The following is a 23,817-nucleotide window of genomic DNA, read 5'->3' on the forward strand; positions in this document are numbered from 1 at the left end:
CTTTCTATATCATGTTTAGAACAGCGTGATCAGGCCCGTCACCGGATCGATCGCGCCTTCATAGATCATCTTGCCCGCAACATAGAGGATCACCAGCAGGCCGAAATAGGCGATTGCGCGATAGCGTTCGATCACGCGGGCCAGCAGGTTCGCGGCAATACCCATCAGGGCGACCGACAGGACCAGCCCGACGATCAGGATGCCGGGATGTTCGCGCGCTGCGCCGGCTACCGCCAGCACATTGTCCAGGCTCATCGACACGTCGGCAATCGCCACCGCCCAAGCCGCTTGCGCAAAGCCCTTGGGCGCAGCCTTTCCGGCGATATCCTCGCCATCTTCGGCTTCACCGCCCGACCGCAATTCACGCCACATCTTCCATGCGACCCAGACCAGCAGCAGGCCACCGGCAAAGACCAGCCCGACCAGTTGCATCAGTTCCGTGACGACCAGAGCAAAAGCGATCCGCAGGATCAGCGCGGCGATGACGCCGATCGCGATCACCTTGCGCCGCGATGCGGCAGGCAGGCCAGCGGCCAGCGCACCGACGACGATGGCATTGTCCGCCGCCAGCATGATGTCGATCAGCACGACCTGACCGAAAGCGGCCAGCGCGGATGGAGAGCCGAGATTGGAAAAATCGGCCACGATATGGGTCCAGATGTCGTTCATAAATCCTCTCGCCGTTCGCAGGGCGGGTCTGGACGCTGCCGACGCATCGAACGGCCTGTGGCGCACGGGCGTCGCGGTCCCTGCGGCATCGACCACATGGATGACGGCCCGGTTAGAGAGGGAAGCTGTCATCAACCTTTCAGCCCGAAGAGGTGGCTGAACAGGGATGAGGGAAGGGCGGGCAGGCGGCATGGATATCCACGCCGCCTGCCGAATAATCAGAATGTAACGATTATTTCCGCTGCGCTTCACTCGCGTCGCGGGTGGCGCGGAATTCGCTGTCTGCCGACCAGTTGGGCCAGACATGGCTGTCGGCGACGCGGCGACCGACATTGTAGAGCAGGGTCATGTCACCCTGCCAGCTGCTGGTGTCCCAGCTGGCATCATATTCGTCGGCTGGCTGGTGATAGCGATCGCGGGTGTAGATATCGCCCAGTTCCTTGCCGCGCGCCGCGCCGCCATTCACCAGTTCGCGCCCCGGATTGAAGGAGATTGCGGGCACGCCGCGCTTGGCCATGGAAAAATGGTCCGAACGATAGAAGCTGCCCGCTTCCGGCCGCGCGTCAGGCGTATAATGGCGGCCCAGCTTCTCGCCTTCCTCGGTCAGCAGGTCCAGCATGCCCAGCTTGGCCGAACCCGAAATGCTGAAATTGGTGGTCTTTTCGATACCCAGCGGCCCATCCATATTGATGACGCCGGCCGTCGTCGCCAGCGGCCGCAACGGGCTGTCGGCATAATATTCGGACCCCAGAAGGCCTTTTTCCTCTGCCGTTACCGCCAGAAACAGCACGGTCCGTTCGGGCTTCGGCCCCTTGGCATAGGCGCGCGCCAGCTCCAGCAGCGCCGCCGTGCCCGACGCATTGTCGCGCGCGCCATTATAGATGGTGTCGCCCTTTGCATCGGGCGCGCCGATGCCCAGATGATCCCAATGCGCCGAATAGATCACGGTCTCGTTCGGATATTTGCTGCCCTGCACCAGCCCGGCCACATTGTGCGAGGTGATGATTTCCGACTTCACCGCATAGTCGGCGCTCATCGTCGCCTTCAGCGGGATGGGCTGGAAGTCCTTCTTCCGCGCCGCTGCCTTGGCAGCGTCGAAATCGATGCCCGAGGCTGCGAACAGCCTGGCGGCCAGATCCTTCTGCACCCATCCTTCCATCTGCGTGTGCGCGGACTTCGGATCGGTGCGGACGATGTCGAACATGGTGTTGGTGTTGCTGTTCTTGACCGTCGCCCAGCCATAGGAGGCCGGCTCGCTTTCATGCACCACCAGCACGCCGGCCGCGCCCTGTCGCGCGGCTTCCTCATATTTATAGGTCCAGCGGCCATAATAGGTCATCAGCTCGCCGCCGAAATCGCCTTCGCCGCCTTCGAAGTCGGGGTCGTTGACCAGCACGACCATGATCTTGCCCTTGAGGTCCACGCCCTTGAAATCGTCCCAGCCGCGCTCGGGCGCCTTCACGCCATAGCCGACGAAGACCAGCGGCAGATCGGCGAACTTGACCGAGGACTGGCCGGTTTCGGCTGCGCGGATCGCAACCTCACCGCCCTGCGTCAGCGCCTGTGCCGTGCCGCCGATCGTCATCGACAGGGTCGGGGTGCCGCTGATGTTCGACATGCGCAGCGGCACGTCCTGGAACCATGTGCCCTTCTGCCCCGCAGGCTTCAGGCCCGCCGCCTTCATCTGTCCGGCGACATAGTCGATGGTCTTGGTTTCGGCGCGGGTGGCCGGGCCGCGACCCTCAAATTCGTCGCTCGACAGCGTCTTTATGTCGTTGCTGATCCGCGCGACGTCGAAGGACGGTGCCGATCCCGCAGCGATGGCCATGGCGGACGTGGAAAGCAGCCCGGCAACCGCCAGGAACGACAGGGATTTGAAAGGGGGCAACATGGTCAGGATACTCCTCGGCCGCGGCGCGGCTGATGACGATAGGGGGATCAGTTCGATCCGCTGACGCGGATAATGCCGATCCCGCGCGCGATGTCGATATGCGTTCCAAAGGGTTGCGACAGGCGCTGCAACCGGGCGAGGATACGCGCGCCAACCGTTGCGTCCGCCAGATGCGGCACACCGCGTCCCGCGCCCGTCGCGTTGACGCCCAGATCCACGGGATAGAGGCGGATCTCGCTGAGCTTGCCATCCTTATACTGGCTGACCGCGATCACCGTTTCATAGAGGTTGGGATCGCCAAATTCCTTCGCCCCGCGCGCCTGAAGCAGTTCCGGCGCAGTCACGCTGCCCGGCGTGATGCCGAACTGGTCGTACATATCGGCCGGCAGGTCATCGAGGCTATTGTTCATCATCGCGAAGTTGCCGAGCGAATAGAAGATCGGCTTGCCCTTGTAGATTTCGATGCCGCGCAACTGGTGCGGACCATGGCCGACATAGACGTCCGCCCCGGCATCAATTGCCTGATGCGCCAGCGTCGGCGCGAAATTGGCGGGCGTCTGGAAGGCATTGCCCGGTTCATGATTGTGCAGCGAGAAGACGGTGAAATTGCCATTCTGATGGGCCTGACGCACGGCCAGCAGATTGGCGTTCACATCCTTGGCGTTCAGATCATATTCGATCGTCATCGGCGTGGCGGGGGTGGCGGTCGCGCGATATTCGCGGCCCTTCATCTTGACCGGCGCGCCGGCCTTGGTCCCGGCGAGACGGGCGATGGTCGCCAGATCGGCGTCGGACACCAGTCCGATTTCCGTGCTGCGGATTGCATTGGCGCCGCCGCGTCCCGGCACCTGACCCAACGGGTCGGAGGCGGGCGACATCGGCGTGAAGCTCGTGGTGGCGGAAATCAGCCCGACACGGCCATGCGGCCCATCGAAATAAGCGGGCGCCCGCGCCGCCGTCATGCTGCGGCCGGTGCCGGCATGGACCAGATGCGCATCATCCAGCAGGTCCAGCGTGTCATACAGACCCTCGACGCCCCAGTCGGTGGCGTGGTTGTTGGCATGGCCGACGATATCGACGCCCATCTTGGCGACGTCGCCCGGTACGGCGGGATCAGCCAGCATCCAGGTGCCGCCCGATTCCGCCTGCGGTGATCCCTTGAAGGTCTTGAGGTCGAGCGCGGTCGTCTCGAAATTGGCGAAGGTCACGTCCGCACCGCGCAGAATGGCCAGCATGTCGGGCGACTGCTTCTCGATCGTCGCCAGCATCGGGCGCAGATAGATGAGGTCGCCGACCGCTGCGAAGCTGAACTCACCCGCGATCGGGGTGCTCGGCACGGTTGCCGTAGTCAGCTTGCCACCGCTCTCCTCTTCCTCCGCATGGGACGGGAGGGCGGCGGTCATCATCAGGGCGGCGCCCGCGAGAGACAGGCTGCGCAGCGCCTTGCAGCGGAATGAAATGGGCAACGGCATGGAATTTCCCCTTGGCTCCGGCCGGGATCGGCTTTGCCATGGGGATAGCCGCCGCGGCTGACATGAACCTGTCACAGAGGCGATTGCCCGCCCGGTGGCGCGTCAGGCGATGTCGGACCTGAAACGGACGATAGCGCACAGCCCCTTGCCCGACCGCCCGTCCTCAAGGCTGATCGTCGCGCCCATCCGCTCGGCAATGGCGCGGGCGATCGGCAGGCCCAGCCCCGTTCCTGCAGGCGCCTTGCGATTGGGGATGCGATAGAAACGCTCCCACACCTTTTCCCGATCGGCTGCCGAAATGCCGGGGCCGTCATCGTCGATTGCGACGATGGCACCTTCTTCATCGCGATCGACATGGACGGACACGCTGCCACCCGGCCGATTATAGCGGATCGCATTGTCGAGCAGATTGCCGATCAGTTCGGCCGCCAGTGTTGGCTGGCCCACCGCCATGACCGGGCCTTCCACGCTCTTGTCATAGCCGATGTCGATGTCGGCCGGCGCCTGCGCCGCCCGCTCTCCGGTGACGGTGGCGGCCACTTCCGCCAGATCGAAGGGCCGCAATTGCGTGCCGATCTGATCCTCGCTGCGGGCGAGGGCAATCAACTGGCGCAACAATTGCTCCAGCGAATCGATGGCATGCGGAATGTCCTGCAAGGCCGCCTTGCCCTGCGGCGATGTCGGACCGTACCGGTCCAGCACGTCCAGTTGCACCCGCGCGACGGCCAGCGGCGTGCGCATCTGGTGCGATGCATTGGACGTAAACTGGCGCAGGGACTCGGTCGCCCTTTCCAACCGCGCCATCAACCCGTTGAAGGCCGCGACGAAAGGCTGCATCTCGACCGGCCCGGTTTCTGGTGTTTCCAGCCGGAACGTCGCTGGCGCATCACGTCGTGCCATATCGACCTGCTGGGTGAGATCCACCAGCGGGCGCAACCCCCATTCGATCGCCCACCAGAAGAGCATGCCGGTCAGGATCAGGGCGGCCAGCCCCGCCAGCACCACCTGTTGCAGGAAGGTGCGTTCATAGGCGGCACGATCGTCCATATAGTCGGCGACCTGAATCGCGATCAGCTCCGTGTCGCCCTGTGCCCGGCGAATTTCGGTGGCGATCCGCGCCGGTTTACCATGCAGCGTACCGCTGCGCAGATAAGCCGCCTGCGTTACCTGCCGGGCATCGGCCGGGTCCAGATAGCCGCGCACCATGCGGTTCTCGCGATAGGCGTTGACGAAAGTGGTGGGCTTGTGCCGGTCGAGCATGCCATCCCATGTCGCGCTATAATCAGCGGGTGGAAGCAGGGCAGGGTCGCCAGCGATCAGGGTCTGCCCGCGATAGACGCTGTAGAGCACGACTGGCCGCGCGCGCCGCCGCAGCAGGTGGATCACCAGCGGCACCAGCCGCTCCCGGTCGGCCGCCGGGTTGTTGTAAGCCAGACTCAATGTCCGTACCGATCCGATCAGCACCCGGTCGACCGTATTGGCTTCGGTATCATGCGTGACCAGCGCCGTGATGACGCAGAACAGCAGCACCAGCGCCGCCAGCGGCATCAACACCGCGCCGGTCAGGCGCAGCCGGAGAGAATGGGGAGACTGGCGCATTAAGGGATCGTCAGGCCGCTTCGATCATATAGCCAAGGCCACGGATCGTGCGGATCGCCGGGCCGGACGGCTGCAATTTCTTGCGCAGGCGGCCGACATAGACTTCCAGCGCATTGGGCGTCACCGCATCGTCGAAGTTGAAGATTTCGGCCGAAAGCCGTTCCTTGGCCACGACCTTGCCGGGCCGTCCCATCAACGTTTCCAGCACGGCCAGTTCGCGGCGGCGCAGGTCCAGTATCACATCGTCCAGATAGACCGTCCGGCTCGACCGGTCGAAGGTCAGCGCACCGATGCGCATCACCGGATCGGGCGATCCCTGACTGCGGCGGACCAGCGCACGGATGCGCGATTCCAGTTCGCGCGGGTCGAAGGGCTTGGCCATATAATCGTCCGCACCCCGGTCCAGCCCGTTGATCCGGTCGTCGATCATGTCGCGCGCCGTCAGGATCAGGATCGGCGTTGCCGCGCCGCGCGCGCGCAACTGGCTCAGCACGTCCAGCCCATCCATGTCCGGCAGGCCCAGGTCCAGCACGATCGCGCAATAGGGTTCCTGGCTGGCCAGCCGCAATGCATCCTCACCGCTGGTCAATATGTCGACGGCAAAGCCTGCCGCTTCCAGCGACGCGACCATGCCGCGCGCCAGCCGCTCATCATCTTCCACCAGCAACAACCGCATACCCGACTCCGTGACGCGGCATCCTCTCGAAAGCAGCAGGAAATTGCGCCGTGCATGACCCATTCCGACGCAAAAGGGAAGGTCGGGACTCGCTTGCTTGCCATAGATTGCGTGTAGTCGGCGTCTTTCCCGCTTGTGTCAGGTTCATGACAGCGACTCCGGTTAAGCCATGCTGCAACCGCGCCAAAGGCTGCGGACCGACAAGATCAGCGCTCGCCTTTCTTAGGCGCGCGCAAGGGGAATCAGACATGACGATCAAGCTGCCTTCGCTTGCGGGGGCGTTCCTGTCCTTTTGCGTCGCCGGTACGGCCAGCGCCGCCGCGCCCGCTCCGGCCAATCCGGCCAGCATCGCCCGCGTAGACGCCCTGTTCGCGCGCTGGGCCAAGCCCGATGCTCCCGGTTGCGCCGTCGCCGTTTCGCGCGAAGGACAGGCGATCGCCACCCGTACCTATGGCATGGCCAGCCTGGAGCTGGGTGTGCCGATCAGCACCGATTCCATCTTCGAAGCCGGTTCCGATTCCAAACAGTTCACTGCCGCCGCCACGCTGATGCTGGCACGTGCGGGCAAGCTGTCGCTGGACGATGATATTCGCAAGTTCGTGCCGGAAATGCCCGATTACGGCACGCCGGTCACGATCCGCCACCTGCTGCACCACACAAGCGGTCTGCGCGACTGGGGCTCGGTCGCTGCGATCGAAGGCTGGCCGCGCAACAGCCGCACCGCCGACAATCAGGATATGCTGAACATCGTCGCGCGCCAGAAGGAGCTGAACTTCGCGCCCGGCAGCCATTATCTGTACAGCAACACCAATTTCAATCTGCTGGCGATCATCGTCGCCCGCGTCAGCGGCCAGTCGCTCGCCGACTTCACTCAGGATCATATCTTCAAGCCACTGGGCATGACCCATACCCGCTGGCGCGATGATCATGCCGATGTCGTCGCGGGCCGCACCGGCGCCTATGAATTTGAAGATGGCGTCTATCGCAACGATCAGGTGATCGAGGATGCCTATGGCAATGGCGGCCTGCTGACCACGGTGGGCGATCTGGTGAAGTGGCAGGCGGCGCTCGATGCCGACACATTCGGCCCCGGCTTCACCGAGACGATGCAGACCCCCACCAAGCTGAATGATGGCACGCCGATCGCCTATGCGCTGGCGCTGGTGAACCTGGATCATCATGGCGTGCAGGAAGTCAGCCATTCGGGGTCGACCGGCGGCTATCGCGCATGGATGGCGCGCTATCCGCAGCAGAAGCTGGCCGTGTCGCTGCTCTGCAATACCGGCAATGCCGATACGCCGACGTTGGGTCGCGATGTCGCTGACATCTTCCTGCCGGCCTATAATGCCAAGCCCTATGCGCCCAAGGGCGCGCTGCCCTCGGGTGTCTATGCCGACGGCATGACCGGCTTCCCGGTCCGCTTCGACAGCGACGACAAGGGCAATCTGCGTGCCGATGGCAAGGTATTGAAGCCGGTCGGTCCGGGCCGCTGGGCCCAGCGCGAGGATATCTTCGCCTTCAGCAAGACCGGCCTGACGCTTGAACATCGGGAGGGCGAAAAGGTCGCCTATCGCAAGGTCGATGCCGTCACCGCTTTCGATCCCAAGCCCTATGTCGGCCGCTTCTGCGGGGTCGACACCTTCGCCTGCCTCAGCTTCCGGCAGGATGGCGACAAGCTGATCTATAGCGGCCCGCGCTGGTACAACCAGCCGCTGACGCCCGCTTATGCCGACGTCTTCACTGGCGAAGCGATGCCGCAATCCTCGCGCATCACGGTCAAGTTCGAACGCGATGCCAATGGCGCCGTCACTGGCCTGCGCTTTGGCGAAGGCCGCGCCTACGACGTCGCCTTCCGCCGCGTCGCGGACTGATTTTTCAGGACATTACACAAGAGCCGCTCGGGTCGCGGCCATAATCAAAGCAAGAGCATAAGGGGACTATCAAGATGCGTTACAATGAAGAAGGACTACGCCGCCTGCTGATGGCGGGGACTGCCGGCGCCGCTCTGGTGCTGTCGCTCGCCACTCCGTCTATCGCCATGGCGCAGGACGCCGCGCCTGCCGCCGCCGATGAAGCTGTCGAAGAAGCGGCCCCGGCCATTGTCGTCACCGGATCGCGCATTGACCGCAAGGGCTTCGAAGCGCCGACGCCGACCACCGTCATCGGTGAAACCGAACTGCGCCAGGGTGCTCGTCCCAGCATCGCGCAGGTTCTGAACGACCTGCCGCAGTTCCGCGCGACCCAGTCGCCGGCCAGCACCGTCGCCAACACCAATTCCTCCTCCTCGGCAATGGACCTTCGCGGTCTGGGCGTCACCCGCACGCTGACCCTGCTGAACAACCGCCGCTTCACCGGCTCGTCCGACCTTAACACCGTGCCGCAGGGTCTGGTGAAGCGGGTCGAAGTCGTCACCGGCGGCGCATCGGCGGCCTGGGGTTCGGGCGCGATCGGCGGCGTGGTCAACATCATCTTGGACGATGATCTGGAAGGCCTGACGCTGGGCGCCCAGAATGGCCTGTCCTCGCGCGGCGACGGCTATCGCTACAGCCTCGACGCCACCTTCGGCACCAAGTTCGCTGATGGCCGCGGTCACTTCATGATCGGCGGCGAATATCAGAAGGATGACGGCATTCTCGATCGCAATTCGCGCAAGAATGTCGGCAGCGCCAACCTCTTCTCACCGACCGATGGCGACCATGACTATATTCTGGTCCGCGACGTCAACGCTTCGACCACCAGCCTGGGTGGCCTGATCACCTCGGGCACGCTGAAGGGTCAGACCTTCAATTCGGACGGCACGCTGCGCGACTTCCAATATGGCAGCCAGATCAGCGGTTCGACCATGGTCGGCGGCGAAGGCGTCGCCACCAACGACGAATATTCGCTGACCAACCCCTATCAGCGCGTCAACAGCTATGCCCGCGCCAGCTTCGAAGTGGGCGACGCCACCTTCTGGGCGGACGGCAGCTACAGCCGCATCTGGGCGAAATATCCCTTCTATGCGGAAAGCGGCACCTACACCCTGTCGGCGACCAACCCCTATCTGTCGTCGGACATCCAGAGCCAGTTGGCCGCTGCCAAGGAAACCACCGTCAAGGTCGGCCGCGTGTTCGAGGATTATGGTTATCGGACCTTCGGCTATTATCGCCAGAATATCGAAGGCGCGATCGGCGTCGACGGCAGCTTCGCGGACGGCAAGTGGCGCTATTCGGCTTATTACAGCCATGGCGAAAACCGCAACATGCAGAGCTATGACAACCAGATCAACGGCACGAAGCTGAGCAACGCGCTTGACGCGGTGACGGATTCGAGCGGCAATATCGTTTGCCGTGTCACCCTGACCAACGCCAATTCGGGCTGCTCGCCGCTCAATATCCTGGGCACCGGCACTGCCAGCCAAGCCGCGATCGACTATGTCTTCGGCGACGTCGCCAAGGTCATCTACACGACCAAGCTCGACACCACCGGCGCCAGCCTTCGCGGTGATCCCTTCTCCACCTGGGCCGGCCCGGTTTCGGTCGCCTTTGGTGCCGAAGCACGCTGGGAAGAACAGGTCACCAACAGCCTCGACGCCACCTCGGCAGCCGGCGGGTTCAGCCGGTTCAACTTCTCGCCGCTTAATGGTGGGTTCAACGTGCAGGAAGGCTTCGCCGAAGTCGCCCTCCCGCTGCTGGATCAGCCCTTCAGCAAGCTTGATGTCAATGGCGCGGCCCGGTACAGCCGCTACAGCACCAGCGGTGGCATCTGGTCTTGGAAGCTGGGTCTGACCGACCGCATCTTCGACAACCTGCTGATCCGTGCGTCGCGTTCGCGTGACATTCGTTCGGGCAGCCTGGCCGAACTCTACACCACCAGCACGACCAGCTTCACCACGGTTGCCGAAATCGATGATGAGGGTAAGAGCCACACCTATTCCGTCACCCGCTATGGCGGCGGCAACGCGAACCTGAAGCCCGAAATCGGCAGCACGCTGACTCTGGGCGCGGTGTTCACGCCGACCTTCCTGCCGGGCTTCAATCTGTCGGTCGACTATTATAACATCAAGCTGAAGGACGCGATCACCTCGCTCGGCGCGCAGGATGTGATCACCGGTTGTGCCGGTGGGAACGACAATCTGTGCAGCCAGATCGTTCGCGACAGCGACGGTGCGCCCACGACCATCTACACCACCTATATCAACCTGGCCGAGTACAGGACCAGCGGTGTGGACGTCGAAGCCAGCTATACCCTGCCGCTCAGCAAGGTCAGCAGTGGTATGGGTGGCACGATGCGCTTCCGTGGCCTCGCCACCTATGTCGACAAGGTGCTGATCAACGATGGCAAGACCACCGTCGATCGGGCCGGCGACGTGGGTGACAATGTCAGCTTCGGCACGCCGCACTGGCGCGCCACGGGCTCGATCAACTACACCAATCAGGATGTGTCGATCGATGCCCGCGTTCGCTATGTCGGCGGCGGCAAGTTCAACCATGCGCTGGACATCGCCAACAATGACATCGCGGCTCGCGTCTATGTCGACCTGGGCGGTCAGGTGAACATCGACAAGTTCACCCTGTTCGCCAACGTCAACAACCTGTTCGATCGCGATCCGCCGCTGACCACTTATGGCGCGATCCACTATGACACGATCGGCCGTTACATGACTGTCGGCGCGAAGGTTCGCTTCTGATCCTGACTGTCGAATAAAAAAGGAAAGGGCGGCGTGTCGCAGGACGCGCCGCCCTTTGCGCTATCTGGCAGATTGGATTTGATAATTTCCCACCGGCACGCATTATGCGACCTCCAGCCGGAGCAGCATGACCTTGCCTGAACAGACTCTCTCGACGCTTTCCACCCCCGCCCTGATCCTCGACGCCGACCGGATGGACTGCAATATCGCGCGTCTGCGGGGTCGTCTGGACGGACTGGGCGTGAACCTGCGTCCGCACCTCAAAACCGCCAAGTCGGTCGACGTCGCGCATCGTCTGATGACCACGCCGCACGGACCGGCCACCGTATCGACGCTGCGTGAAGCGCAATTGTTCGCGCAGGCCGGGGTGCGCGACATCATCTACGCGGTCGGGATCAGCCCCGACAAGCTGCCCGCCATATTGGCGCTGAAAGCCGAAGGCGTCGACATTGCCGTCGTGCTCGATTCCGTGGAGCAAGCGCAGGCCGTGGCCCGTGCATCGCGGGATGCAGGCGTCGCTATCCCCGCCCTGATCGAAGTGGATTGCGACGGCCATCGATCGGGCGTCCGGCCGGATGATCATGACGCACAGCTTGCCATCGCGTCGGCTCTGGCGGACGGCGCGGAACTGCGCGGCGTGCTGACCCATGCCGGTGGCAGCTATGGCGCACGCAGCGATGAAGCCTTGCGCGCCTGCGCGGAGGAAGAAAGGCTGGCGGTCGTGTCCACGGCGGACTGGCTGCGGGCCAAAGGCTTTTCCTGCCCGGTCGTCAGCGTGGGATCGACGCCGACCGCCCATTTCGGCACCAGCTTCGACGGCGTGACGGAAGTCCGGGCCGGAGTATTCGTCTTCTTCGATCTGGTGATGGCCGGGATCGGCGTGTGCACGGTCGATGATATTGCCCTGTCGCTTCTGTCCACCGTCATCGGTCATCAGCGCGAAAAGGGATGGATATTGGTGGATGCCGGCTGGATGGCGCTGTCCCGCGATCGGGGTACGGCCCGGCAGGCGGTGGATCAGGGCTATGGTCTGGTCTGCGATCAACATGGTCGCCCCTTCGGCGATCTGATCGTGGCGGATGCCAATCAGGAACATGGCATATTGGCGCTGCGGCCCGGCTCCAGCGGGACGCTGCCCGATCTTGCGATTGGGGACAGGGTTCGCATCCTTCCCAATCACGCCTGCGCGACCGGCGCCCAGCATGATCGCTATCATGTCCTGTCGGGCGGGACTCAATCGATAGAGGCCGTCTGGCCAAGATTTGGAGGCTGGTGATGCAGGTCGAGACTATCTCAACAGCCGATGCGCCGCAGCCCGCCGGCCATTATGCGCAGGCGACCCGCGCCAATGGCTTCGTCTTCATATCCGGCCAGTTGCCCGTCGATCCGGCCGTCGGGATACGGGCGGACCTGAGCTTCGACGATCAGGCAAGGCTGGCGATCGGCAACATGCTGGCCATCCTGTCCGCCGCCGGCAGCGATCCCGGCCAGCTCGCGCGCGTGACCGCCTATATTGTCGGCGTCGAAAACTGGCCGGCCTTCAACGCTGTCTATGCCGCCATGCTGCCCGATGCGCGGCCGGCGCGGACCGTAGTGCCGGTCGCCGAACTCCACCATGGCTGTCTGGTCGAAATCGACGCAATCGCTTTGGCATCCGGCGACTGATCTTTCTGCCCGCGCGATGATGAGCCAGCCATTCATCATGGTTGCGCTTGCATCTGCCCTGCCATTGGGGAAAGTTGCCTTCCTGTCCAGGGAGATCGCCCCATGTCCGTCGCCATCACCCCGCCATCGACCGGCTCGACCAGCGTGATACTGTCCGCGCGGCCGGAACCGGTCCGGGTCGACCCGGCGAGCAGCGCCGTGATCGTCATCGACATGCAAAATGCCTACGCCTCGCCGGGCGGTTATGTCGATCTGGCGGGCTTTGACATTGGCGGCGCGGCCAACGTGATCGGCCGGATCGCGCAGGTGCTGGACGTGGCGCGGGGTGCTGGCATGCCGGTCGTCTATCTGCAAAATGGCTGGGACGGCGATTATGTCGAGGCGGGCGGTCCCGGATCGCCCAACTGGCACAAATCGAACGCGCTCAAGACCATGCGCGCCCGGCCGGAACTACAGGGGCAATTTCTGGCGCGCGGAGGCTGGGATTATGAACTGGTCGATGCGCTCACGCCCAAGCCCGGCGACATCCGCGTGCACAAGACCCGCTATAGCGCCTTCTTCAACAGCCAACTCGACAGCGTGCTGCGCGCGCGGGGCGTGCGCACCCTGATCTTCGTCGGCATCGCCAGCAATGTCTGCGTCGAATCGACGCTGCGCGACGCCTTCCACCTCGAATATTTCAGCGTCATGCTGGACGATGCCACCCATCATCTGGGGCCGGATTTCGTCCATCAGGCAACGCTCTACAATGTCGAGAAATTCTTTGGCTGGGTCAGCAGTGTCGCGGATTTCTGCGGCAGCATAGGCCAGTTGCCGCAAGGAGACGCCTGATGCCGTTCGAACCGATCAATCCGCCGCAATTCCCGACGCCGATCGCGCCTTATTCGGCCGGGGCGAAGGCGGGGAACACCGTCTATGTCTCCGGCGTGCTGGCCTTGGGGGAGGGCGGCGCGGTGCTGCATGTGGGCGACGCCGGCGCCCAGACCCGCCATGTGCTCGACGTGATCAAGGTAACGCTGGAAGCCGCCGGTGCCAGTCTGGAGGATGTGGCGATGAACCATATCTTCCTCAAGGATCTGGCCGATTATGCCGCGTTCAACAGCGTCTATGCCGACTATTTCCCTGGCGCAAAGCCCGCTCGCTACTGCATCCGCGCCGATCTGGTGAAGCCCGACTGTTTGGTCGAAATAGCTTCGGTCGCGCACATTGGCTGAGGCGGCAGGGCTCTATTATGAGGAACATGGCGCGCCCGACGCGCCGCCGCTGATCCTGTCGAGCGGGCTGGGCGGATCGGCAAGCTATTGGGCGCCCAATATAGCCGCGCTCAGCCAGCATTTTCGCGTCATCGCTTATGACCATCGCGGGACGGGTCGCAGCGACCGGGCCTTGCCCGATGTCGTGAGCGTCGATGATTTTGCAGACGATATTCTGGCGTTGATGGATGCACTCGGCATTGCACGCGCGCATATCATAGGTCATGCGGCGGGAGGCGTGGCGGGCCTCGCACTCGCGCTCAAGGCGCCGGAGCGGCTCGACCGATTGGTGGTGGTGAATGGCTGGGCCAAGGCCGATCCGCATTTTCTGCGATGTTTCGAAGCACGGCTCAACCTGCTGCGTCACTCTGGCGTGGAGGCGTTTCTGCGCGCCCAGCCGATCTTCCTCTATCCTGCCGGGTGGATCAGTACACATACGCAAGAACTTGATGCAGAACTGCCGCATCAATTGGCCAGCTTTCCCGGTGCGGCAACGATGGAAAAGCGGATTGCGGCGCTGGCGGTGTTCGACGTAACCGGGAAACTTCGGCACCTGACGAAACGGGTTCTTGTATTAGCGACGGCGGATGACATGCTCGTCCCCAGCGTGGCTGGCTGGGGCTTGTCTCGTGAGTTGGGCGGCGCGCCGTTGGTGACGATGGAGTGGGGCGGTCATGCCTGCAATGTAACAGACACAAAATGGTTTAATCACCATGTCCTCGATTTTCTCAGGAGCTGAAAACCATGCAGGTCGGCGTCTTCATCCCCATCAACAATAATGGCTGGCTGATTTCGGAGAATGCGCCCCAGTACAAACCCAGTTTCGACCTCAACAAGGAGATCGCGCTGCGGGCGGAGAAGCATGGGCTCGACTTCCTGCTGTCGATGATCAAGCTGCGCGGCTTTGGCGGGAAGACCGAATTCTGGGAATATGGCCTCGAAAGCTTCACCCTGATGGCGGGCATCGCTGCCGTTACCGAGAAGATTAAGATCTTCGCGACCTGCCCCACGCTCATCATCCCGCCGGCCTTCGCCGCGCGCATGTGCAATACCATCGACAGCATCAGCCATGGCCGTTTCGGCCTGAACCTCATCACCGGCTGGCAGCCGCCCGAATATACGCAGATGGGCCTGTGGCCGGGGGAAGAGCATTTCCGCAACCGCTACACGATGCTGGACGAATATGCCCAGATCCTGCGCGAATTGTGGGAAAGCGGAACGTCGGACTTCAAAGGCCAATATTACACGATGGACGATTGCCGCGTCTGGCCACAGCCGACCGGCGACATGAAGATCATCTGCGCGGGATCATCCGATGCGGGTCTCGCCTTCTCCGCCAAATGGGCCGACTATGCCTTCTGCCTTGGCAAGGGCGTCAACACGCCGACCGCTTTCGCCTTCAACAATGACCGGCTTGCCGCCGCCACGGCGAAGACGGGGCGCGACGTGCAGGTGTTCGTCCTCGTCATGGTGATCGCCGCCGAAACGGACGAGGAAGCGATGGCCAAGTGGAAAAGCTATAATGACGGCGTGGACATCGACGCCATCGCCTGGCTGGCGGAACAGGGCGCCAAGGATCAGGTCAACAGCGACACGAATGTCCGTCAGCTTGCCGCGCCCGAAGGGGCGGTGAACATCAATATGGGCACGCTGGTCGGCAGCTATGCCAGCATCGCCCGCATGCTGGACGAGATGGCGGAGGTACCCAATACCGGCGGCGTCCTGCTGACCTTCGACGATTTTCTGGAAGGGGTCGATGCCTTCGGCACCCATATCCAGCCCCTGATGAAGAGCCGGGCCCATATCGGCTGACGAAAAAGGGCCGATGCGGCATCATGCTGCACCGGCCCTTTTTGCATCCCGAAGGCGTCTTGCGTCAGGCGTCTTCGAGCGCGACGATATTGACGATATGCGCCTGCGTATATTCCAGCAGGCCTGCTTCGCCCAGTTCGCCGCCCAGCCCGGATTGCTTCACGCCGCGGAACGGTATGTTCGCGTCGATCGCCAGATGCTGGTTGACCCAGACGGTACCGGTGTCGATCTTCATCGCGATCTGGGTCGCACGCTCGACATCCTTGCCCCACACCGTCCCGGCCAGACCATAGTCGCTGTCATTGGCGCGTGCGATGACATCGTCAATATTGTCATATTTCAGCACCGGCAGCACCGGGCCGAACTGTTCCTCCTGCACCAGCGGCGCATCCTCGGGCAGGTCGCGCACGATGGTCGGCGCGATGAAATAGCCCGGCCGGTCCATCGGCTCGCCACCGGCCAGCACCGTGCCGCGCGTCTTGGCATCGGCGATCAGGGCGCTGACCTTGTCGAACTGCATCTTGTTCTGCACCGGGCCGATGGTCGTGCCCTGCTTGGCGCCATCGTCGACGATCGCTTCGTTCGCCAGCTTCGCCAGCTCGTCGCAGAAATCGTCATACATCGGGCTGGGCACATAGGCGCGCTTCACCGCCACGCAAATTTGCCCGGCGTTGGTCATCGCGCCCTGATAGACCTTCTTGGCGACCTGTCGCGCATCGACATCGTCCAGTACGATCGCCGCGTCATTGCCGCCCAGTTCGAGCGTCACGCGCTTCACCGTCCCGGCGGACGATGCCATCACCTTCTTGCCGGTCGCGGTCGATCCGGTGAAGGCGACCTTGGCGATATCCTTATGTCCGGTCAGCAGCGGCCCCAGCTCATTCTGGTCGCAGACGATGTTCAGCACGCCGGCCGGCAGGATGTCCTTCGCCAGTTCGCCGAACAGCAGGGTGGTCAGCGGCGTCGTCGGCGCAGGCTTCGACACCATCGTATTGCCCGTCACCAATGCCGGCCCCAGCTTGTTCATCAGCAGGATCAGCGGGAAGTTCCATGGCGTGATCGACGCCACGACGCCCAGCGGCGTGCGATGTTCGACCACCTTGTTGCCGCCTTCGTCCTTCAGTATCTTGGGCTCCACCCGCATCGCGGCGAAGGCGCGCAGGGTGAAGACGCTGCCCATGATTTCATAGGCGGCCTGATCCAGCGGCTTGCCCTGTTCGGCGGTCAGCAGGCTGGCAAACTCGCCGATCCGGGCTTCCAGTGCGTCGGCGAGTCTGTTGGTCAGCGCGGCGCGTTCCTCGACCGGAGTCGCGGCCCAGCCGGGCTGCGCCTTCTTCGCCGCCGCGATCGCGCGCTCTGCCAGCGCCTCATCCGCCTTGGGGCAGGATGCGAAGGGCTGCGCTGTCGCCGGGTTCACCACGTCGAACTGGCTGACGCCGGGCACCAACTCGCCGTCGATCAGCATCCGATAATCACGATCCATCTGTCGCTCTCCATTTATGCCGTGCACGTCATTGCCTATCGCAATTCCGCGTCGCTGGCTGTACCATATATTTGTGCGCCAGGGATACAATATTGGCAAGGGATTAAAGTGGGGATGAAACAGGGGACCGACCTTCAGTCGCTCGTCGGCTATCAGGTCCGGCGCGCCAATCTGCGCATGGATGAAGATGCGCGCGCCGCGCTGGCGGAGCATGATCTGTCGCCGGCCAAGATGACCGCCCTGATCCTGATCCGCGACAATCCGGGTTGCGATCAGACGGCGCTCGGCCGGGCGCTCAGCATCAACCGGTCCAGCGCGATGAAGCTGATCAACATCTTGGTCGACAAGGGGTTGGTGGAACGGCGGCCCGGCCGCGACCTGCGCACCAACGCTCTGGCGCTGTTGCCGCATGGCGAGGTTCAGGTGAAAGCGATGCTGGCGGCCGTGAAGGCTTCCGATGCCCGAACGACGGCGCGTCTCAGCGCCGATGAAGTGCATCTGTTGCGCGATCTGTTGAGCCGGCTCGGCCCGGCTGACGAGGGGGATGCCGTCGAATAGCGCTTGCGTGAATTGTATCATAGGCGCACAATCTGGGCCGTAACCGGAGACTGATTCGACGGACTGGAAGGGGATGCGCGTGACGGAAGAGCTTTGCCTGGATCAGCGGACCATAGCGGCGCCATCGCTCGATCGCCTGCTCCGACCCCGGTCGGTCGCGATCGTCGGCGCGTCCGACAAGCCCGGCTCGCTCGGTGCCTCGGTCCTGGCCAATCTGCTGCGGCAGGGGTTTGACGGGCCGATCCATCTGGTCAATCCGAAGCGCGCGGACATTGGCGGTCGCCCCTGTGTTGCATCCGTCGATGATCTGCCCGAAGCTGTCGACGTCGCTGTTCTCGCGATCCCGCGCATGGGCGTTCTGGACAGCATCCGGGGCCTCGCGCGCAAGGGTGTCGGCGCCGCCGTCATCTTCTCCGCCGGCTTTGCCGAGGATGGGCCGCAGGGTCTGGCCGATCAGCAGGAAATCGCCCGCATCGCCCGCGAAGCCGGCATGGTGGTGGAGGGGCCGAACTGCCTGGGTCTCGTCAATTTCCGCGACAATGTCTCGCTCACCTTCATCGAAATGCCGGAGGCGAAGGCACAGGGTGATCAGCGCGTCGGCATCGTCTCGCAATCGGGCGCCATGGCCGCCGTGCTGGCGACGACGATGATCCATCGCGATGTGCCTTTGAGTTGCTACATCTCCACCGGCAATGAGGCGGCGAGCGGGATTGAGGATTATCTCGCCTATCTGGTCGATCAACCGGACACCGCCGTCATTGCGCTGATCGCCGAACATGTCCGCGATCCAGCCCGCTTCCTCGCGGCCGCTCGTGCGGCCCGTGCCGCCGGCAAGTCGGTGGTGCTGCTGCACCCCGGTCGCAGCGCTGCAGGTGCGGCAAGCGCGGCCACTCATACGGGTGCGATGGCGGGCGATCATGCGGTCATGGCCGTCCATGTCCAGCGCGCCGGCGTGATCCTGGTCGACTCGCTGGAGGAACTGGGCGATGTCGTTGAAATCCTCACTCGTTCGCCCGAAGCTGGGGCAGGCGGCACCGGGGTCATCGCCGAATCCGGCGCGTTCAAGGCGATGATGCTCGACCTGGCCGAGACGGTCGATCTCAACCTTCCCAAGCTGACCGATGCGGACAGTCCGGCCCTGCGCGCCGCGCTGCCCGATTTCGTCCCCGTCACGAATCCCATGGACATCACCGCGCAGGGACTGGTCGATCCCGGCCTCTATGGCCGCACCCTCGCCGCGCTGGCGCAGGACAATCGGATCGGCACCATATTGCTGACTCTGATCCAGACCGACACCGGCACATCGCATATCAAGTTCGGTGCCGTGCTGGATGCCCTGAAGCAGATTGGCGCCACCAAGCCGGTCATCGTCGGTGGTGTGGATGAAGGCGGCGGCGTTTTCGCGGAAGACCTGACCGCCCTGCGGCAAGCGGGCGTCACCTATCTGCCGACCGCCGAACGGATGCTGCGTGCGCTTGCCCGCATCGCCGCGCATCGTCAGCGTGACACGGCGGTCGCCACGCTCGACGCCCAGCCGGTCGAGGGTCTGTCACAGGTTGGCAGTACCATCCCCGAACATCGATCGAAAGCGATCATGGGCGCGCAGGGCATCGCCTTCCCCGCCTTCGAACTGGCACAGAGCGCCGCCGAAGCCGTCGCCGCCGCCGATCGCCTCGGCTATCCGGTGGTGCTGAAGGCGCAATCGCCCGAACTGCCGCACAAGAGCGATGCTGGCGGCGTCATCATCAACCTGACCGACGCAGATGCGGTTGCGGCAGGTTGGGACCGGTTGATGGCCAATCTTGCCGCCTCGCGCCCCGGCCTGCTGCTGGACGGCGTACTGGTGGAGGGGATGGCGGCCAAGGGCGTCGAAATGATCGTCGGCGCGCGTAATGATCCGCATTGGGGACCGACCATCCTCGTCGGCTTCGGTGGTGTTGCGGCGGAACTGCTGCACGATGTCTGCCTGCTGCCGCCCGATCTGACACGCGACGCGATCATTGCACAAATCCGCAAGCTGCGCATGGCGCCGCTGCTCGACGGTTTCCGCGGCGCCCCGGCCATGGATATCGGCGCGGTCGCCGACATCGTTCAGCGTCTGGGCCAGATGGTTGCCGCCACCCCGGCGATCAGCGAAGTCGATCTCAACCCGGTGATCGTTTATCCGCAGGGACAGGGCGCGATTGCGCTGGACGCGCTGATCTCGCTCTAACAACCTCCGTCATTGCGAGCGCAGCGAAGCAATCCATTGGCGCACCATGGATTGCTTCGTTGCGCTCGCAATGACGACATGGTCAAGTCAGCGCATAATAGCGCAGCACGTTGCCGTCCGATCGCCGCTCGCCCACGCCGATGAAGACATGCTTCGTCAGCCAGTCATGCTTGCCGACCGGACATTCGAAACTGGGATTGCCGCGCAGATAATAATCCTGCTGCTCCACCGGTTCGCCCCCGGCAAAGGCCCAGTCGCGCAGGCGCTGCATCGTATCGGGCTTGCGCCCCCACAGAAAGCCGCGGTTGTTGAGCAGGATCAGCGTGCCATCCTCCTCTTCCAGCATGTAGCGGGCGTCGAACACGGCCACATCGTCTGGCCGGAAATAGGCATAGTCGCCGCCCGATCCCGGCACCGCCTTGCCTTTGATCCTTGGCCCCTCGAACGTGCCGCTCTCCACATAGACCGCACTGCGATTGCCGCCCCAGGGGGTGTTGGCGATCATCTGGACGCGGGGGAATTGCAGCCGCACCTCCATCGCGAACTCCAGCCGCGGATTGTCCAGCGTCGAAAACATATCCATCATCCCAACTCCCCAATCACCCTAATTCCAAAGTCCCGCCATCCACGAACAGATTGGCGGCGGTGATAAAGCTGGCCTCGTCCGAAGCCAGAAACAGCACGGCGCGCGCGACTTCCTCCGCACGGCCTATGCGCTTCATCGGCACGGCCGCGATCATCGCCTCGCGCAGATTGTCCACATCGGCCTCGCTCATGCCTGGATTGCGATGCAGTAAAGGCGTTTCAATCGGACCGGGACTGACAAGATTGACGCGAATGCCTTCACCTACCAGTTCGCCCGCAATCACTTTCAGCGCTGCATAAAGCCCGCCCTTGGCCGCCGCATAAGCGGTGTTGCCCGGCACAAAGGCATGGCCGCCGATCGACCCCGTCGCCACGATCGATCCACCTCGGCCCATCAGCCGCAATGCCTTCTGAATAGCGAACACGCAGCCGCGCAGATTGACGCCATGGACATGGTCCCAATCCGCCAGCGTCAGGTCGCGCAGCGGCGCGAACCCACCCACGCCCGCATTGACGAACAGCGTATCGATCCGCCCGTCCTGCGCCGCGATATCGGCGATCACCGCGTCCATCGCATCCAGATCAGCCATGTCTGCGCGATAGCCCCGCGCGCCCTCTATGTTCGCCACCGCCGCGTCGATCGTTGCCTGATCCCGCCCGGTCAGCCGCACGATCCCGCCCTCCGCTGCAAAGGCTTGCGCGCTGGCAAGCCCAATGCCGCTATTGCCGCCGACGACCAATATGATCTTGTCTTTGAACCGCATGCTCTTTCTCCGGCTCAGAAGGGCGAATGGGGATTGGGGCTGTCCGTCGGCACATCCTGCACCGTGTCCCAATGCTCGACGATCATGTCGCCCTCGATGCGGAAGATATCCATCACCGCAAAGCCCGGATCGCCCTCGAACCTTCGAACATGATAATGGACGATCACATGGTCGCCATCGGCAAAGCGCCGCTTGATGTCATGCACCGCATCGGGATTTTCGCCCCGCACCTTGCGCAGGAACGCTTTCAGAGGCTCCAGCCCCGTATCCACCCACTGATTATGCTGGATATAGTCGGGCGCAATGAACCGGTCCGCCGCCTCGCCATCCATCGGTATCAGCACATGGTCGAACATCGCCTGCACCAGATCCAGATTGCGCTGCTCCTGTGATGTATAGCCCATCATCCTCTCCCTCTATTTTCCGCTGGCGCAGGGCCATGCTTTCAGTATACGATAACGATCGTTATTAAAAGAACAAGAGCCAAGGAGAGGAAAGCGCCATGAACCGCGCCGACTATGATCGCTATGCGCAGGCTTTCAACAATCGCGACTATGACACGGTGTTCGATTTCTACGCGCCCGGCGCCAGCATCCGTTTCTTTGGCGTGGACCTCGGCACGCGCGACGCATTCAAGCGCTTTTACGGCTTCCTGCACGCCCATGTGATCGAGACGCTGACGATCGAGCGCTTTGCCGCCAGTGACGAACTGGTTGCCCTTGAAGGGATCATCCGGGTCGAGGCGACGCAGGATCTGGATGCGGCCACGCTCGCCGCGCAGGGCCTCGACCAGTTCATGCCGATCGCCAAGGGGCAAGTGCAGCAGATGCGCCAATATATCCATTATCATGTGGCGGACGGCAAATTTACCAGCGTGGGCTGCGCCATAGTCGGCTTGACTTGAGCGCCGGCAAATGCCCTATCGGAAGACCATGTCGAACAGCAGCCCGCCCAAGACGATATCGGCGCAGGCCGAAACCAGCCCAGCCGACACGCTGCATCGCGTCTTGCGACTGGCGAACAAGCTGATGGCGCCTTTCTCCACCTATCTGGAGCATCGCTACAAGATCAGCCTGAACGAATTCCGCCTGCTCATGCTGCTCGGCCGTTTTCCCAATTCGGCCAGCCACGAACTGGCGGAAATGACCGGCGTCAATCCGATGAGCGTGTCACGCGCCGTCGCCGCGCTCCAGAAACATGACCGCATCACCGTGGAGCGCGATCCCGCCAACAAGCGCCGCAAGATATTGGTCCTGACCGACGAAGGCCAGCGCCTCTACCGCCTGATGCGTCCGCAGACCGATAAGGTCTCAACCTATCTTGTCTCCGACCTGAAAGCCAAGGAGGTGGAGACGCTCAACCAGTATCTCGACACTTTGGTCGATACGCTCGAATCGACTGATACGGACGGCAACAGCCGCTTCCTGGAATTCACCCGGCCGGAAGGCGACGGGGATTCAGAGTGATGGCGCCAATGCGGCCGGCAATTGCTGCCGCAACAGGTCCAGCAACCCGCTGATCTTGGGCAACAGATGGCGCCGCTGGGGATAGACGGCCCAGATCGGCTCTTCCTCCGGCCGGAAGTCGGCCAGCACTTCCTGCAACGCGCCCGACGCCAGATGGGCCAGCACATAAAATTCGGGCAACTGGCATATGCCCATGCCCGCCAGCGCCGCCTCCGTTACCGCGCTGCCGCTGTTGCAACGCCAGCGCCCCTTGGGACGGATCGTCTCATCCCGGCCGCCACGCCTGAACCGCCAGAGCGGTGTCGTCCCGGCCAGACATTCATGCTGCGCCAGGTCCGCTGGCTTCACCGGCACGCCATGCTTCGCCAGATAGTCGGGTGAGGCGCAGCTATAGAGTCGGCGCGACGCGATGCGCGTGCCGATCAGCCGGGATTCCGCCAGCTGCCCGGTCCGGATGGCAAGGTCATAGCCTTCACCGACCAGATCGACGACCCGGTTGGTCAGGTCGATCGTCACCCGCAATTTCGCATGCTGCGCGGCGTAACGCTGCACGATCGGCGCGATGAACCGCTCGCCCATCGCCGTCGAGCAGGTGATGCGGATATCGCCCTGCGGCTCGCCGCCTTCGCTGATCATCGCGATCGCCTCGTCCCGCTCGGCAACGATGCGGCTGCAATGGTCGAAGAATAATCGCCCCGTATCGGTCAGGCGCACCGTGCGCGTCGTGCGATGGAACAGGGGCGCCTGTACCCGTGCCTCCAGCCCGGCGATGGCGCGGCTCATATGGGTGGTGGATACGCCCAGCGCCTCCGCCCCGGCCTTGAAACTGCCTGCCGCCGCGACCGCCACAAATTCATCTATACCTTCCCAGCGGCGCATGGATTATCCCGTCAATGTAATAATGAATTTCCCATATGCTTCCTTATCGCGCCAGTGGGATATTGCTAGAGCGGGGCCACGATGGGGGAAGGATCGTCCGGTCTTGCGACCGGGCGGCTCTTTCCGCCATATCCCACCATCCCTATCCTTGTCGGAGTTGCCCC

Annotated in this window: 22 protein-coding genes; 12 read left to right on the top strand and 10 right to left on the bottom strand. The window is 63.2% G+C overall.

Translation table 11 applies throughout. The annotated features are described in order from the left end of the window. Positions 1-15: 15 nt before the first annotated feature. The 5 genes from BMY84_RS22975 to BMY84_RS22995 form a co-directional block, all read right to left on the bottom strand. Entirely contained in the window at positions 16-669 is a 654-nt protein-coding gene (locus BMY84_RS22975; protein WP_093086897.1) for a YjbE family putative metal transport protein, read from the bottom strand. 232 nt (positions 670-901) lie between these two features. Beyond that, positions 902-2,560 (bottom strand): M28 family peptidase, encoded by a 1,659-nt coding sequence (locus BMY84_RS22980; protein ID WP_093086898.1) that lies wholly within the window; start codon positions 2,558-2,560, stop codon positions 902-904. A 47-nt stretch (positions 2,561-2,607) separates the two neighbouring features. Beyond that, positions 2,608-4,032, bottom strand: coding sequence for a CapA family protein (locus BMY84_RS22985; RefSeq protein ID WP_093086900.1), 1,425 nt, complete (start codon positions 4,030-4,032; stop codon positions 2,608-2,610). 102 nt (positions 4,033-4,134) lie between these two features. After that, the gene (locus BMY84_RS22990; protein ID WP_093086901.1) at positions 4,135-5,631 is read right to left on the bottom strand and encodes a sensor histidine kinase; all 1,497 of its coding nucleotides are present in this window, start codon (positions 5,629-5,631) and stop codon (positions 4,135-4,137) included. A gap of 10 nt (positions 5,632-5,641) precedes the next feature. Then, positions 5,642-6,307, bottom strand: a complete 666-nt coding sequence (locus tag BMY84_RS22995) for a response regulator (RefSeq protein ID WP_093086903.1) — start codon at positions 6,305-6,307, stop codon at positions 5,642-5,644. A gap of 248 nt (positions 6,308-6,555) precedes the next feature. On the opposite strand from BMY84_RS22995, the gene BMY84_RS23000 reads away from it, so the two are divergent. The 8 genes from BMY84_RS23000 (at position 6,556) to rutA (ending at position 15,706) form a co-directional block, all read left to right on the top strand. Then, complete coding sequence (locus tag BMY84_RS23000; protein ID WP_093086904.1) at positions 6,556-8,178, top strand: serine hydrolase domain-containing protein; 1,623 nt, start codon at positions 6,556-6,558, stop codon at positions 8,176-8,178. A 74-nt stretch (positions 8,179-8,252) separates the two neighbouring features. Further along, positions 8,253-10,976, top strand: coding sequence for a TonB-dependent receptor domain-containing protein (locus BMY84_RS23005; protein ID WP_093086906.1), 2,724 nt, complete (start codon positions 8,253-8,255; stop codon positions 10,974-10,976). 127 nt (positions 10,977-11,103) lie between these two features. Continuing rightward, positions 11,104-12,252, top strand: coding sequence for a DSD1 family PLP-dependent enzyme (locus tag BMY84_RS23010; protein ID WP_177204143.1), 1,149 nt, complete (start codon positions 11,104-11,106; stop codon positions 12,250-12,252). Beyond that, positions 12,252-12,641, top strand: a complete 390-nt coding sequence (locus BMY84_RS23015; RefSeq protein ID WP_093086907.1) for a RidA family protein — start codon at positions 12,252-12,254, stop codon at positions 12,639-12,641. Before BMY84_RS23010 ends, BMY84_RS23015 begins: the two co-directional genes overlap by 1 nt. Positions 12,642-12,743: 102 nt before the next feature. Continuing rightward, positions 12,744-13,472, top strand: coding sequence for a pyrimidine utilization protein B (gene rutB, locus BMY84_RS23020; RefSeq protein ID WP_093086909.1), 729 nt, complete (start codon positions 12,744-12,746; stop codon positions 13,470-13,472). After that, complete coding sequence (gene rutC, locus BMY84_RS23025) at positions 13,472-13,855, top strand: pyrimidine utilization protein C (protein WP_093086910.1); 384 nt, start codon at positions 13,472-13,474, stop codon at positions 13,853-13,855. The genes rutB and rutC overlap by 1 nt, the downstream gene beginning before the upstream one ends. Further along, a complete protein-coding gene (rutD, locus tag BMY84_RS23030; protein ID WP_093086912.1) occupies positions 13,848-14,633 on the top strand; it encodes a pyrimidine utilization protein D in 786 nt (261 codons plus the stop codon). Before rutC ends, rutD begins: the two co-directional genes overlap by 8 nt. Positions 14,634-14,638: 5 nt before the next feature. Further along, complete coding sequence (gene rutA, locus BMY84_RS23035) at positions 14,639-15,706, top strand: pyrimidine utilization protein A (RefSeq protein ID WP_093086913.1); 1,068 nt, start codon at positions 14,639-14,641, stop codon at positions 15,704-15,706. Positions 15,707-15,770: 64 nt separating this feature from the next. Here the strand turns inward: rutA and BMY84_RS23040 are convergent, their stop codons facing one another. Continuing rightward, complete coding sequence (locus BMY84_RS23040; protein ID WP_093086914.1) at positions 15,771-17,189, bottom strand: aldehyde dehydrogenase family protein; 1,419 nt, start codon at positions 17,187-17,189, stop codon at positions 15,771-15,773. Positions 17,190-17,303: 114 nt separating this feature from the next. Between BMY84_RS23040 and BMY84_RS23045 the strand changes: the two genes are divergently transcribed. Then, positions 17,304-17,747 carry a MarR family winged helix-turn-helix transcriptional regulator gene (locus BMY84_RS23045; RefSeq protein ID WP_093086915.1) on the top strand — a complete coding sequence of 148 codons (444 nt, stop codon included), beginning with the start codon at positions 17,304-17,306 and terminating at the stop codon, positions 17,745-17,747. Between the two features lie 79 nt (positions 17,748-17,826). Next, a complete protein-coding gene (locus BMY84_RS23050; RefSeq protein WP_093086992.1) occupies positions 17,827-19,959 on the top strand; it encodes an acetate--CoA ligase family protein in 2,133 nt (710 codons plus the stop codon). A gap of 82 nt (positions 19,960-20,041) precedes the next feature. Here the strand turns inward: BMY84_RS23050 and BMY84_RS23055 are convergent, their stop codons facing one another. Genes BMY84_RS23055 through BMY84_RS23065 form a run of 3 tightly spaced genes read right to left on the bottom strand, consistent with a single transcriptional unit; the run spans position 20,042 to position 21,715 of the window. Next, on the bottom strand, positions 20,042-20,545 hold the full coding sequence (locus BMY84_RS23055; RefSeq protein ID WP_093086916.1) for a DUF3237 domain-containing protein: 504 nt from the start codon (positions 20,543-20,545) through the stop codon (positions 20,042-20,044). 13 nt (positions 20,546-20,558) lie between these two features. After that, positions 20,559-21,308, bottom strand: coding sequence for an SDR family oxidoreductase (locus BMY84_RS23060; protein WP_093086917.1), 750 nt, complete (start codon positions 21,306-21,308; stop codon positions 20,559-20,561). A 14-nt stretch (positions 21,309-21,322) separates the two neighbouring features. Then, positions 21,323-21,715: a nuclear transport factor 2 family protein gene (locus tag BMY84_RS23065; protein ID WP_256215385.1), complete on the bottom strand. Its 393-nt coding sequence runs from the start codon at positions 21,713-21,715 to the stop codon at positions 21,323-21,325. Positions 21,716-21,810: 95 nt separating this feature from the next. On the opposite strand from BMY84_RS23065, the gene BMY84_RS23070 reads away from it, so the two are divergent. Both BMY84_RS23070 and BMY84_RS23075 read left to right on the top strand, forming a co-directional pair. Beyond that, the gene (locus BMY84_RS23070) at positions 21,811-22,212 is read left to right on the top strand and encodes a nuclear transport factor 2 family protein (RefSeq protein ID WP_093086919.1); all 402 of its coding nucleotides are present in this window, start codon (positions 21,811-21,813) and stop codon (positions 22,210-22,212) included. A gap of 10 nt (positions 22,213-22,222) precedes the next feature. After that, positions 22,223-22,774 (top strand): MarR family winged helix-turn-helix transcriptional regulator, encoded by a 552-nt coding sequence (locus BMY84_RS23075; protein ID WP_093086920.1) that lies wholly within the window; start codon positions 22,223-22,225, stop codon positions 22,772-22,774. Here the strand turns inward: BMY84_RS23075 and BMY84_RS23080 are convergent. Next, positions 22,766-23,653 (bottom strand): LysR family transcriptional regulator, encoded by an 888-nt coding sequence (locus BMY84_RS23080; RefSeq protein WP_093086922.1) that lies wholly within the window; start codon positions 23,651-23,653, stop codon positions 22,766-22,768. The genes BMY84_RS23075 and BMY84_RS23080 overlap by 9 nt on opposite strands. Positions 23,654-23,817 lie beyond the last annotated feature (164 nt).

This window comes from Sphingobium sp. AP50, assembly GCF_900109095.1.
Classification (GTDB): domain Bacteria; phylum Pseudomonadota; class Alphaproteobacteria; order Sphingomonadales; family Sphingomonadaceae; genus Sphingobium.

Bases quoted from the DNA above. Each gene is read 5' to 3' on its own strand.
- BMY84_RS22975 (WP_093086897.1), bottom strand. From the start codon at position 669: ATGAACGACATCTGGACCCATATCGTGGCCGATTTTTCCAATCTCGGC.
- BMY84_RS23080 (WP_093086922.1), bottom strand. From the start codon at position 23,653: ATGCGCCGCTGGGAAGGTATAGATGAATTTGTGGCGGTCGCGGCGGCA.
- BMY84_RS23060 (WP_093086917.1), bottom strand. From the start codon at position 21,308: ATGCGGTTCAAAGACAAGATCATATTGGTCGTCGGCGGCAATAGCGGC.
- BMY84_RS23000 (WP_093086904.1), top strand. From the start codon at position 6,556: ATGACGATCAAGCTGCCTTCGCTTGCGGGGGCGTTCCTGTCCTTTTGC.
- BMY84_RS23045 (WP_093086915.1), top strand. From the start codon at position 17,304: ATGAAACAGGGGACCGACCTTCAGTCGCTCGTCGGCTATCAGGTCCGG.
- BMY84_RS22990 (WP_093086901.1), bottom strand. From the start codon at position 5,631: ATGCGCCAGTCTCCCCATTCTCTCCGGCTGCGCCTGACCGGCGCGGTG.
- BMY84_RS23010 (WP_177204143.1), top strand. From the start codon at position 11,104: ATGACCTTGCCTGAACAGACTCTCTCGACGCTTTCCACCCCCGCCCTG.
- BMY84_RS22995 (WP_093086903.1), bottom strand. From the start codon at position 6,307: ATGCGGTTGTTGCTGGTGGAAGATGATGAGCGGCTGGCGCGCGGCATG.
- BMY84_RS23040 (WP_093086914.1), bottom strand. From the start codon at position 17,189: ATGGATCGTGATTATCGGATGCTGATCGACGGCGAGTTGGTGCCCGGC.
- rutB (WP_093086909.1), top strand. From the start codon at position 12,744: ATGTCCGTCGCCATCACCCCGCCATCGACCGGCTCGACCAGCGTGATA.
- BMY84_RS23070 (WP_093086919.1), top strand. From the start codon at position 21,811: ATGAACCGCGCCGACTATGATCGCTATGCGCAGGCTTTCAACAATCGC.
- BMY84_RS23055 (WP_093086916.1), bottom strand. From the start codon at position 20,545: ATGATGGATATGTTTTCGACGCTGGACAATCCGCGGCTGGAGTTCGCG.
- BMY84_RS22985 (WP_093086900.1), bottom strand. From the start codon at position 4,032: ATGCCGTTGCCCATTTCATTCCGCTGCAAGGCGCTGCGCAGCCTGTCT.
- BMY84_RS23015 (WP_093086907.1), top strand. From the start codon at position 12,252: ATGCAGGTCGAGACTATCTCAACAGCCGATGCGCCGCAGCCCGCCGGC.
- BMY84_RS23075 (WP_093086920.1), top strand. From the start codon at position 22,223: ATGCCCTATCGGAAGACCATGTCGAACAGCAGCCCGCCCAAGACGATA.
- BMY84_RS23005 (WP_093086906.1), top strand. From the start codon at position 8,253: ATGCGTTACAATGAAGAAGGACTACGCCGCCTGCTGATGGCGGGGACT.
- rutC (WP_093086910.1), top strand. From the start codon at position 13,472: ATGCCGTTCGAACCGATCAATCCGCCGCAATTCCCGACGCCGATCGCG.
- BMY84_RS22980 (WP_093086898.1), bottom strand. From the start codon at position 2,560: ATGTTGCCCCCTTTCAAATCCCTGTCGTTCCTGGCGGTTGCCGGGCTG.
- BMY84_RS23065 (WP_256215385.1), bottom strand. From the start codon at position 21,715: ATGATGGGCTATACATCACAGGAGCAGCGCAATCTGGATCTGGTGCAG.
- rutA (WP_093086913.1), top strand. From the start codon at position 14,639: ATGCAGGTCGGCGTCTTCATCCCCATCAACAATAATGGCTGGCTGATT.